Annotated in this window: 8 protein-coding genes; 4 read left to right on the plus strand and 4 right to left on the minus strand. The window is 71.5% G+C overall.

Annotation, left to right across the window (positions count from 1 at the left end):
* Positions 1-47: 47 nt before the first annotated feature.
* Positions 48-2,069, plus strand: coding sequence for an NPCBM/NEW2 domain-containing protein (locus IG08_RS0144800; RefSeq protein ID WP_199821050.1), 2,022 nt, complete (start codon positions 48-50; stop codon positions 2,067-2,069).
* Between the two features lie 116 nt (positions 2,070-2,185).
* On the opposite strand, the gene IG08_RS0144805 is transcribed toward IG08_RS0144800, so the two are convergent.
* Positions 2,186-3,133: an ROK family protein gene (locus tag IG08_RS0144805; protein WP_030617633.1), complete on the minus strand. Its 948-nt coding sequence runs from the start codon at positions 3,131-3,133 to the stop codon at positions 2,186-2,188.
* A gap of 225 nt (positions 3,134-3,358) precedes the next feature.
* On the opposite strand from IG08_RS0144805, the gene IG08_RS0144810 reads away from it, so the two are divergent.
* Together IG08_RS0144810 and IG08_RS0144815 are read left to right on the plus strand one after the other, a co-directional pair.
* A complete protein-coding gene (locus IG08_RS0144810; RefSeq protein WP_030617635.1) occupies positions 3,359-4,420 on the plus strand; it encodes a LacI family DNA-binding transcriptional regulator in 1,062 nt (353 codons plus the stop codon).
* Positions 4,421-4,427: 7 nt separating this feature from the next.
* The gene (locus tag IG08_RS0144815) at positions 4,428-5,222 is read left to right on the plus strand and encodes a hypothetical protein (protein WP_030617636.1); all 795 of its coding nucleotides are present in this window, start codon (positions 4,428-4,430) and stop codon (positions 5,220-5,222) included.
* Here IG08_RS0144815 and IG08_RS0144820 read toward each other — a convergent pair.
* Together IG08_RS0144820 and IG08_RS0144825 are read right to left on the minus strand one after the other, a co-directional pair.
* Positions 5,168-6,892 carry a serine/threonine-protein kinase gene (locus IG08_RS0144820; RefSeq protein WP_030617650.1) on the minus strand — a complete coding sequence of 575 codons (1,725 nt, stop codon included), beginning with the start codon at positions 6,890-6,892 and terminating at the stop codon, positions 5,168-5,170. The two genes, IG08_RS0144815 and IG08_RS0144820, sit on opposite strands and share 55 nt — an antisense overlap.
* Before the next feature lie 94 nt (positions 6,893-6,986).
* Complete coding sequence (locus tag IG08_RS0144825; protein WP_030617653.1) at positions 6,987-8,291, minus strand: DUF6986 family protein; 1,305 nt, start codon at positions 8,289-8,291, stop codon at positions 6,987-6,989.
* A 190-nt stretch (positions 8,292-8,481) separates the two neighbouring features.
* On the opposite strand from IG08_RS0144825, the gene IG08_RS0144830 reads away from it, so the two are divergent.
* Entirely contained in the window at positions 8,482-9,375 is an 894-nt protein-coding gene (locus IG08_RS0144830; protein WP_030617655.1) for an endonuclease/exonuclease/phosphatase family protein, read from the plus strand.
* A 58-nt stretch (positions 9,376-9,433) separates the two neighbouring features.
* Here the strand turns inward: IG08_RS0144830 and IG08_RS0144835 are convergent.
* Positions 9,434-9,692: electron transfer flavoprotein subunit alpha/FixB family protein (locus IG08_RS0144835; RefSeq protein ID WP_199821051.1), on the minus strand; the 259-nt coding region annotated here is incomplete at its 5' end.

The raw sequence follows: 9,692 nt of genomic DNA on the forward strand, positions 1-9,692 counted from the left end.
CGTACATGAAATGATCCCACCTTTCGCAGGTTCGGAGGAACGTAACGATGCGTCACCCTCGCACCCGCACAACCCGCAGAAGAGTGGTCGGAGCACTCACCGCGGGCCTGCTGTGCGCGGCGGGACTCGCCGCGCCGGCCGTGGCCGCCCCCGTCCAGGACACCATCCGGCCCGCTCTGGCCGACGGCCTCGCCCTCACCCCGCCCATGGGCTTCAACAACTGGAACTCCACGCACTGCCGGGCCGAGTTCAACGACGAGATGGTCAGGGGAATCGCGGACATCTTCGTCGAGAAGGGCCTCAAGGACGCCGGATACCAATACGTCAACCTCGACGACTGCTGGGCGCTGCCCGAGCGGGACGCGAACGGCAAGCTGGTGCCGGACCCGGTCCGCTTCCCGAACGGAATCAAGGACGTCGCCGACTACGTGCACTCCAAGGGGCTCAAGCTCGGCATCTACACCAGCGCGGGCACGAAGACGTGCAACAGCGCCGGTTTCCCCGGTGCGCTGGGCCACGAGTACAGCGACGCCCAGCAGTTCGCGGACTGGGGCGTGGACTACCTCAAGTACGACAACTGCAATAACCAGGGTGTGGACGCCAAGCTGCGTTACACGACTATGCGCGACGCCCTCAAGGCGACCGGTCGGCCCATTGTCTACAGCATTTGCGAATGGGGTCAGAACAATCCCTGGGAATGGGCGGCCGATGTCGGACACCTGTGGCGCACCACCGGTGACATCAGCGACACCTGGGGGTCGATGCTGTCGATCCTCAAGGAGAATCTGCCGCTCGCGCCGTACGCCGGTCCCGGACACTGGAACGACCCCGACATGCTGGAAGTCGGCAACGGCGGCATGACGGACACCGAGTACCGCTCGCACTTCTCGATGTGGTCGATCATGTCCGCGCCCCTCCTCATCGGCTCCGACCTCCGTACGGCCTCCGACGCGACCTTCGAGATCCTTGGCAACAAGGAGGTGATCGCGGTCGACCAGGACCCGCTGGGCAAGCAGGGCACTGTGCTCTCCTCCGAGGGCGGACGCTGGGTGGTGGCCAAGGAGATGCGGGACGGCAGCCGCGCGGTGGCACTGTTCAACGAGACCGGCAGCCCGCAGCGGATCGCCACCAGCGCCGAGGCCGTCGGCCTGCCCGACGCCGACGCCTACACCCTGCGCGACCTGTGGCAGCACCGCAGCTACAACACCGCGGGCACCATCTCGGCGACCGTCCCGGCGCACGGCACCGTGCTCGTACGCGTCTCGGCCGATCCCACGTGGGCCAAGCACCCGCCCGCCGTCGAACTCGGCCTGGCCGGCAGCCCGTTGATCGAGGCCGGCAGGACGGCGAAGCTGGCGACGACAGTGACGGACCTGGGCCGTACGCCCGCCAAGCAGGTCTCGGTGGCGCTGAGCGGACCCGAGGCGTGGACGGTGAAGGCGACCTCACCGACGAGCTCGGGCGTCGTACCGACGGGCCGTTCGTTGCGCACCACATGGTCGGTCACCGTTCCACCGGGGACACCGACAGGGTCGTACGACCTGACGCTCAAGGCGAGTTACCGCTCACCGACCGGTATCCGCGTCGACAGCATGCTGCCGCTGACGATGTCCGTGGTGGTGCCGCCGCCCTCGGGCATGTCCGAGCTCGGTGACCTTCCATGGTTGTCGGCCGCCAACGGCTACGGGCCCGTCGAGCGCAACACCAGCAACGGGGAGAGCGCCGCGGGCGACGGGCACCCCCTCACCATCGGTGGGGTGGTGTACGGCAAGGGACTCGGTGTCCATGCGGAGAGTGCCGTCGAGTACTACACCGGGAGCGCGTGCGAGACGGTCACCGCGGACGTCGGTGTCGACGACGAGAAGGGCGCGAACGGGACCGTCGCCTTCGAGGTCTGGGCGGACGGCAGCAAGGTCGCCTCGACGGACGTCCTCACCAACGCCCTGCCCGCCCAGCCGCTCACCGCGGACGTGACCGGCGCCCAAGTGGTCCGGCTCGTGGTCACCGACGGCGGCGACGGCATCGATTCGGATCATGCGGACTGGGCAGAGGCGCTGTTGAGCTGCTGAGCGACGAGGAGCCACCGGTCGGATCCCGAGGAGCCCGGGCCCGGTTCCCACCGCCGGGGCGAGCGCGGCCTCGACCGTCTCGCCCCGGCGAGTGAACGTTCCTGCTCGGCCCGTTCTCAGACGCCTGCCGCGTCCGGCCTCTTCGCGAGCGCCGCCGCGGCCGCCCCCACCAGCCCCGCGTCCGTGCCCATCTGCGCCGGCACCACCGTGAGGCGCTGCACGAAGGAGAGGGTCGCGTAGTCGGTCAGCGCCTTGCGGAGCGGCTCGAACAGCACGTCGCCCGCCTTGCCCACGCCTCCACCGATCACCGCGATGTCGATCTCGACGAGGGTCGCGGTGGCCGCGATCCCGGCCGCCAGCGCCTGCGCGGCCCGCTCGAAGGAAGCCACGGCGACCGGGTCGCCGGCCCGGGCCGCGTCGGCCACCGCGGCGGCGGAGGTGTCACCGTCCGGGCCGGGCCGCCAGCCGTTCTCGAGTGCCCGACGGGCGATGTTCGGGCCGCTGGCGATGCGCTCCACGCAGCCGCGCGAGCCGCACGGACACGGGTCGCCGTCGATGTCGACGCTGATGTGGCCGATGTGGCCCGCGTTGCCGGTGGGGCCGGCATGCAACTGGCCGCCCAGCACCAGACCGCCCCCGACACCCGTCGAGACGACCATGCAGAGCGCGTTGTCGTGGCCGCGCGCGGCGCCCTGCCAGTGCTCGGCGGCCGTGATCGCGACGCCGTCACCGATCAGTTCGACGGGCAGGCCCCCCGCCGCGGCCCGGACACGCCGGACGAGCGGGTAGTCGCGCCAGCCGGGCACGTTCACCGGGCTGACCGTGCCGGTGGAGGCGTCCACCGGGCCCGCGCTGCCGATACCGAGGGCCGTGGCGCGCCCCCACAGCGGCGATGCGGTGAGTTCGCCGAGCGTCTCCTCCACGGCCCGCATGACGGTCTCGCCGTCCTCCTGCGCGGGCGTGGCGCGCTGTGCGCGGGCCAGGATCCGGCCGTGGCCGTCCACCAGCGCTCCGGCGATCTTGGTGCCGCCGATGTCGAGCGCAGCCACTAGGTCGGTGTGCATCAGTGTCAGTTCTCCCCGTCAACCGTGAGAAATGGGCAGGCCGGTCTCGCGGTGGGGGCGCAGGCCGGAGATTGCGGTGGACAGTGTCTCCCGCATCTGACAACGTTGTCCAGGCTCTATGCTCGACGCCACATCTTCATACAAAATCATGGAACGCCACACCCCCTCCGTGCCCACCCCTCCCGTGCGCACCTCCCCGTGGACGACAGGACAGGACGCCGCATCGTGCCCGAGACCCACAGCCGCGCAGACCGCTTCGCTGCCCGCCTCTCCGCGAATCGCTACGGCAACCGTCCCACGATGAAGGACGTGGCCGCGCGCGCCGGAGTCGGACTCAAGACGGTCTCGCGCGTGGTCAACGGCGAGCCGGGCGTCACCCCGGAGACCGAGCGCCGCGTCCAGGAGGCCATCGACGCCCTCGGCTTCCGCCGCAACGACAGCGCGCGAGTGCTGCGCAAGGGCCGCACCGCCAGCATCGGTCTGGTCCTCGAAGACCTCGCCGACCCGTTCTACGGCCCGCTCAGCCGCTCGGTGGAGGAGGTGGCCCGCGCCAACGGCGCCCTGCTCATCAACGGCTCCAGCGCGGAGGACCCGGAGCGCGAGCAGGAGCTGGTGCTGGCGCTGTGCGCACGGCGGGTGGACGGGCTCGTGGTCATTCCGGCCGGTGACGACCACCGTTACCTGGAGCCGGAGTTGAAGGCGGGCGTCGCCACGGTGTTCGTGGACCGTCCGGCCGGGCAGATCGACGCCGACGTCGTCCTCTCCGACAACTTCGGCGGCGCCCGCGACGGCGTGGCCCACCTCATCGCCCACGGGCACCGCAGAGTCGGCTTCATCGGCGACATGCCCCGCATCCACACGGCCGCCGAGCGGCTGCGCGGCTACCGGGCCGCGATGGAGGACGCGGGCATACCGGTGGAGGCTGCCTGGACGTCCCTGGGCGTCACCGATCCGGAGCGGGTGCGCCGGGCCGCGGAGGAGATGCTGTCGGGTCCCTCTCCCGTCACGGCGATCTTCACGGGCAACAACCGGGTGACGGTCACCGTGATCCGCGTCCTCGCCGAGCAGACCCGCCCGGTCGCCCTCGTCGGTTTCGACGACATCGAGCTGGCCGACCTGCTGCAGCCGGGCGTCACCGTCGTCGCCCAGGACGCGGCGACCCTGGGCCGCACGGCCGCCGAGCGCCTGTTCCGCCAGCTGGACGGCACACTGCTCACCCCGGAGCGCATCGAGCTGCCGACCCGGCTGATCACCCGCGGCTCGGGCGAGCTGCCGCCGGCGGACTGAGCGGCCCGTGGACGACCTCACTCTCGAAGCGCTCGGCCTCACCGAGGCGCCACGCGACCATCCACTGCTCTACCCGGGAGCGTGGCCACGGGAGTCGGGGCTCCTGGACGGAGACCGGCTGCTGCCCCTCGACCGGCTGGTGCACGAGGACCGCACCCCCGTCCTCGCGGTCGGCTCCAACGCCAGCCCGGCCCAACTCCGGCACAAGATGGCCGAGTTCGGGATCACCTCGCCGATCCCGATGGCGAAGGCCCGGGTGACGGGCGTGGACGTGGGCGTCTCCGCCCATGTGAGCCGCATGGGGTATGTGTCCGCGTCCCCGTTCAACTGCCCCGACGCCGTACGGGAGTTGTTCGTCATCTGGCTCGACGCCGAGCAGCTCACTGTGGTCGACGCGAGCGAAGGCGTACCTCGGGCGAACGGCAACTACGGCCGCGCCTGGCTGCCCGCTCCCGAGGTGCGGATCGACCTGGCGGACGGAGCGACACTCCCGGGTGTGTACTCCTACGTCAACCGCCACGGGGTCCTGCACAACGGCACCGGCGCGCCGCGCACCCACCCGGGCCAGCGGGAGCTGCTCACCGAACTGCTCGTGGAGCACGCACGGTTGAGGGAGCTGTTCGGGGCCACGCCCGAGGAGTTCTGCGCCCGGGCCCGCGCCGACCGGCGGCTGTGCGACAAGGGCACGCGCCTGTTCGCGCAGGAGAAGCTGGTGACGGCGTCCGGTCTGGAGAGGTACGTGACGGTTCAGCAGACCGGGAGTCCGGGCACCGGCTCGTCGTTGTTCCCGCCCGTGATGTAGACGTCGCTGATGTAGACGTTCGTGTTGCCGCTGTCGTCGTCCGTCTTCGCCCACCAGACGTTGGTCCACTCGCCGTACGTCTCGCGGCGGCCCAGATTCTGCTGGCAGTAGAAGTAGTTGGTGCCCTGGTTGAGCACACCGACCTCGGTGCCGTCGGCCGTGTAGGACTTGGCGGTCGTCCAGACCTCGCAGTTGTACTTGCCGCCGCCGACGGAGGAGCAGGCCGCGGCCGGGGTGGTCTCGCCGCCTCCGCCTGTCGTGCCGCTGCCGCCGGAGTTCCCGCCGCCGCTGCCTGAAGTCTTGGTCGGGGACGCCGTGGTGGCCCGGCCGGTGGGCGTGGCCTCGGTCCCGCCGCCCGGCGCCTCGGTCGCGGTCGGGGTCTTCTTGTCGCCCTGCTCGGTGGGCTTGGCCTCGTCCGAACGGTCGGCGTCGGTACTGCCGGACGCCGAGGCGGAGGCGCCGGCGGAGGTGGCGGACGACGTGGGCCGCGCACCGGCCTCGGCGTCCCCCGAGCCGTTCAGCAGGGCGACGGTGCCGCCGGCCGCTGCGAGGACGACGGTGACGGCCGCGGCGGCGAGCAGGGCGCGGCCCTTGCGGCGGGACGGGGCGCTCGTGGCCATGGCTCCCGTGGCGGCCGAGGACGGAACCTCCGGTCCCACCGGCTCGGGCGGAGCGAAACCCTGAGGCGTGGGCGCCACCGGCTCTGCCGGCCCGAACCCCGGCAGTACCGCCGGGACACCGCGCTCCGTCTCCGCCCGCGCCGCCGTACCCCGCAACATCGTCGTCGGAGCGTCCGGGACGACCGTGTCCGCCACCGCCTGCAGCAGCTGACGCGCCTCCTCCGCCTCCGGCCGGGACTCGGGCTGCTTCTCCAGCAGCCGCTGGAGGACGGGCCCGAGGGGCCCGGCACGATGGGACTCCGGGAGCGGCTCGGTGACGATCGCGGTGAGCGTGGAGAAGGTCGACGTACGGCGGAAGGGCGCGGCGCCCTCGACCGCGGCGTACAGCGTGGCGCCCAGGGCCCAGACGTCCGAGGCCGGGCCGGGGTCGGCGCCCTGGGCCCGCTCGGGGGCCATGTAGTCCAGGGAGCCGACGAGATGGCCGGTGCGGGTCAGTTGGGTGGCCGCTCCGTCGCCCGGATCGTCCATGGCCGCGATGCCGAAGTCCGTCAGTACGACGCGGCCGGACTCCTCGAGCAGGATGTTGCCGGGCTTCACGTCGCGGTGCAGGACACCGGCCCGGTGGGCGGCGGCCAGCGCGTCCATGACCTTGGCGCCGATTCCGGCCGCCTCGCGCGGGTCGAGGGGGCCGCGCTCGCGCAGTACCTCGTCCAGGGAGGGGCCGTCGACCAGCTCCATGACGATCAGCGGGCGTCCGTCGACCTCGGCCACGTCGTGCACGGCCACGACTCCGGGGTGGCGCACCCGGGCCGCCGCCCGCGCCTCCCGCTGCATCCGCAGCCGCAGGTCGGCGAGTTCGGGCCCGTCGGAGTCGGTGTAGGTGCGCAGCTCCTTGACCGCGACCTCGCGGCCGAGGACCTCGTCGACGGCTCTCCAGACGACGCCCATGCCGCCACGGCCGAGCTGGCCCACGACGCGATAGCGCCCCGCCAGCAGCCGACCGGTCCCGTCCGCCTGGCCGTTTCCGTTGGAGGTCTCCCCCGAAGACACCGCTGCCCCGTTCCTGTGACACGTCAATGCGTGCGTACAGACTACGGGGCAGGGGTGACGGCGCCAGACGATGGTTACGGCTGTGACAGGGCCGCTACTTCTGCTGCGCGGAGGCGGTCAGGTCGCCCCGCCGGGGCGCCGCGTAGCCTTCCAGGTCGGTGCGGGTCAGACCGGTCAGCCGGGCGACCTCGGCGATGTCGAGGGCGCCGCAGTCCAGGCCGCGCAGCAGGTAGCCGCTGAGGGCCTTGGCGGTGGCGGGCTCGTCCATGACGTCGCCGCCGGCGCGGTTCGCGTAGCGGGCGAGGCGGGCGGCGGCCTGCTCGAAGCCCTCGCGGTAGAAGGCGAAGACGGCCGCGTACCGCGTGGGGATGTGGCCGGGGTGCATGTCCCAGCCCTGGTAGTAGGCGCGGGCCAGGGCGCGGCGGGTGAGGCCGTAGTGCAGCCGCCAGGCGTCGTGGACCTTCTCGGTCGGGCCGACCGGCAGGACGTTCGTCGAGCCGTCCGACACGCGTACGCCGGTGCCGGCGGCCGCGACCTGCATGATCGCCTTGGCGTGGTCGGCGGCCGGGTGGTCGCTGGCCTGGTAGGCGGCGGAGACGCCGAGGCAGGCGCTGTAGTCGAAGGTGCCGTAGTGCAGCCCGGTGGCACGGCCCTCGGCGGCCTGGATCATGCGGGCGACCGTCGCGGTGCCGTCGGTGGCGAGGATGGACTGGCTGGTCTCGATCTGGATCTCGAAGCCGATCCGGCCGGGCTCGAGGCCGCGCGCCTTCTCGAAGGCCTCGAGAAGGCGGACCATGGCGGTGACCTGCTCGGCGTACGTCACCTTGGGCAGCGTCAGAACCAGCCCGTCGGGCAGCCCGCCGGCCTCCATCAGGCCGGTGAGGAAGATGTCGAGGGTGCGGATGCCACGGTCGCGGACGGCCGCCTCCATGCACTTCATGCGGATGCCCATGTACGGCGCCGCCGTGCCGTTCTTGTACGCCTCCGCGATCAGCCGCGCCGCGCGGGCCGCCGTCTCGTCCTCCTCGGCGTCCGGGCGGGGGCCGTAGCCGTCCTCGAAGTCGACACGCAGGTCCTCGATGGGCTCGCGTTCCAGCTTGGCGCGCACACGGTCGTAGACGGGCGCGGCCAGTTCGTCGCTCAGACCGAGGACGGCGGCGAAGGAGGCGGCGTCGGGAGCGTGCTCGTCGAGGGCGGCGAGGGCCTGGTCGCCCCAGGAGCGGAGGGTGTCGGCGGCGAAGACGTCGCCGGGGACGTAGACGGTGTGGACGGGCTGGCGGCTGCCGGGGTCTCCGGGGTAGCGGCGCTCCAGTTCGGCGTCGACCGGCGCGAGGGAGGCGCTGATCTCCTCGCTCACGGCGCCCGCGAGGCTCGTCGCCACCTGCTCCTGCTGGCCCATCCCGCATCCTCCTATTTTCCGCCTGACGGAATCAACAATCCGTAGAGCGAAGTTATCCGTGAAGCTTCCCGCTGGTCAACACCCTGTCCACAGCCTGACCCACGGCGTTCACTCCCGCCGCCGAGAACCCCTACGCCCCCTTTCACACTTCGGCTCGCACCTTCATCCTGACCTCTGGGGAGGGCATCACATGGTGAACACGACCAGAATGACGCGTCGCATGGGCCTGAGAACCGCGGTGGCCGCCGCGCTCGCCGTCCCGTTACTCGGCACGGTCCCGGCCTCGGCCGCCAAAGCGAGAACCCGCCGCCTGGACGTCATGACCTTCAATCTGCGCTTTGCGAGCACCACCGAACCCAACAGCTGGCCGGCCCGCCGTCCGGTGATGCGCGAGCTGTTACGCAGCGAGGCACCCCACATCATCGGCACCCAGGAAGGCCTCTACCAGCAGCTGCGCGACATCCACTCCGACCTCGGACCGCACTACGACTGGATCGGCACCGGCCGCGAGGGCGGCAGCCACGACGAGTCCGTGGCGATCTTCTACGACACCCGGCGCCTGGCCCCGGTCGAGCACGACACCTTCTGGCTCTCCGACACCCCCAGGGTGATCGGCTCGAACACCTGGGGCGGCTCGCTCCCGCGCATCGCCACCTGGGTCCGCTTCCGCGATCTGCACCGCGTCGGGCGGGAGTTCCACGTCCTCAACACCCACCTCGACCACGCGAACCAGTACGCCCGCGAACGCGCCGCGTCCCTCATCGTCGAACGGATCACGGAACTAGACCGGTCCTTGCCGTTCGTCGTGACCGGCGACTTCAACGCGGCCGCCCACAACAACCAGGTCTACGACGTCCTCCTGGCGGCAGGGCTCGTCGACACGTGGGACGCCGCGGCCGAGCGCGGCCCGCTGTACGGGACCTTCCACGGCTACAGACCGCTGACGCCGGACGGCGACCGCATCGACTGGATCCTCGCCACGCCTCGCACCACGGTCCACCGGGCCTCGATCAACACCTTTGCGATGAACGGGCAGTTCCCGAGCGACCACCTGCCGGTGCAGACGTCCCTGACCCTGGGATGAGCGGAGGCCCCCGCCACCGCCTCAGCGGTCACGGGGGCCTCGTACACCCGGAGTGGGATCAGCCCTTGCGGGTGTTGATCTCCTCGGTGAGGGCGGGGACGACGTCGAAGAGGTCGCCGACCACGCCGTAGTCGACCAGGTCGAAGATCGGGGCCTCGGCGTCCTTGTTGATCGCCACGATCGTCTTCGAGGTCTGCATGCCGGCCCGGTGCTGGATCGCGCCGGAGATGCCGGAGGCGATGTACAGCTGCGGGGAGACGGACTTGCCGGTCTGGCCGACCTGGTTGGTGTGCGGGTACCAGCCGGCGTCCACGGCG

The sequence above is a fragment of the Streptomyces fulvoviolaceus genome (genome assembly GCF_000718165.1).
GTDB classification, from domain to species: Bacteria; Actinomycetota; Actinomycetes; order Streptomycetales; family Streptomycetaceae; genus Streptomyces; species Streptomyces fulvoviolaceus.

Excerpts from the sequence above, each read along its gene's own strand:
- IG08_RS0144800 (WP_199821050.1), top strand. The coding sequence starts at position 48 with ATGCGTCACCCTCGCACCCGCACAACCCGCAGAAGAGTGGTCGGAGCA.
- IG08_RS0144805 (WP_030617633.1), bottom strand. The coding sequence starts at position 3,133 with ATGCACACCGACCTAGTGGCTGCGCTCGACATCGGCGGCACCAAGATC.
- IG08_RS0144825 (WP_030617653.1), bottom strand. The coding sequence starts at position 8,291 with ATGGGCCAGCAGGAGCAGGTGGCGACGAGCCTCGCGGGCGCCGTGAGC.
- IG08_RS0144830 (WP_030617655.1), top strand. The coding sequence starts at position 8,482 with ATGGTGAACACGACCAGAATGACGCGTCGCATGGGCCTGAGAACCGCG.